Origin of the sequence: Microbispora corallina (genome assembly GCF_016863035.1) — a bacterium.
GTDB lineage: Bacteria > Actinomycetota > Actinomycetes > Streptosporangiales > Streptosporangiaceae > Microbispora > Microbispora corallina.
Window position 1 is genome coordinate 1 of record NZ_BOOC01000091.1, and the last position, 1,244, is coordinate 1,244.

The 1,244-nt window shown below is 63.5% G+C and carries 1 protein-coding gene; it reads left to right on the forward strand.

All coding sequences use genetic code 11. From position 1 onward, the window contains the following. Positions 1-83 precede the first annotated feature (83 nt). The gene (locus tag Mco01_RS38655; protein ID WP_204061788.1) at positions 84-464 is read left to right on the forward strand and encodes a hypothetical protein; all 381 of its coding nucleotides are present in this window, start codon (positions 84-86) and stop codon (positions 462-464) included. Positions 465-1,244 lie beyond the last annotated feature (780 nt).

The window sequence follows — 1,244 nt, forward strand, 5'->3', positions numbered from 1 at the left end:
ATAAGGAAGCGCGAGCAGGGCACATAGTCGTTATCGCCTGGAGCTGAGGGCCCGCCAGAGACAGGCGGTATACGGTGATCCACATGGATCCGCACTATCTCGCCGATGCCCGCCACATCTGGGCAACCTATGTACCGCCTCGAGGACAGGCGGACACTGTACAGGGCGAACTGCTTCGGGCGGTCGAGAAGCTGCGCGATGAGGCGCAGCGCAACGGCAACGGCAACTGGGACGAGCACTACGGACGGCTCCTGGCCTACCTGCGGGAGAGACTCACCGCACCCGGGCTCTTCGATACGGCAACCTCTGCCATGCTGGTCGCAGACTTGGACCGCGTGGCGGACTACCAGCACCCGCCTACCGAGGACGCCCCTTTTGATCGAATCGCCTGCCGCGTGGTGGACTGGTATCGAGCACATCCGGAGCCGGTCCCGCACGAGCAGGATCCCCATCTCCGGCGTTAAATGATCCTCGATTCGACCAGCCAGCGGCGCGGCCACTGCGAACGGACGACGATGGACGACAACAAGAGGTTGGGCGCCCGTTCCGGCTAGCAGGCAGGGCGGGGGTGTCGGGAGACCCCAGGGCACAGTCAGGGCACATGAGCGCGAAAAACAGCGCGAAACGATGAGAAGCGGCGAGCGCTAAAAGGCCAGCTCAATGCGCGAGCTGAGCAGCCGTCGCAGGTCACCCAGCAGCATGGATCAGATCTCGATGATGTCAGCGAGCGATAGGTGGCCGCTCGTTGATGTCGGGACAACCAGCCGGCTGCGCGATCTTCTCATTGCCGATGGCTGGTACAACCTCCGCCTCCGTCTCAGGATTGGGGCCGCCCCGGGACACCAGGCCGCTGCGGGACACCTTCCGGGACGGAGTCGGGGTGGCCGGGAGAACCTCTGTCCAATACTCCTCCGGTACCGACTCTTGGAGTGCGAGGTACTCCGTATCCGTGAGCGGTTGCACTCGGCAAACCAGCGGAGTAGCCGTGGTGAGTGCCGGCACAGCCACCAATGCCGTAATCAGCAGGAAGGCCGTACTCCGCGTCTTCACGCGCCGTCACTCCCAACCACTTGATCGTGAATGGAAGAGTCTACGGCGCTGCCGGTAGGTCCCAGTCGGGCAGGCGTACAGCAGCGAAGTACAGCAACACCACCTCATACAGCCACCCGCGACCGAGCCTCAACCACCTACCGAGCAGGACAAGGAGCCGTCTACGTTGTGACTGGCTCCCCTTTGCAAGCAGG

Bases quoted from the DNA above. Each gene is read 5' to 3' on its own strand.
- Mco01_RS38655 (WP_204061788.1), top strand. From the start codon at position 84: ATGGATCCGCACTATCTCGCCGATGCCCGCCACATCTGGGCAACCTAT.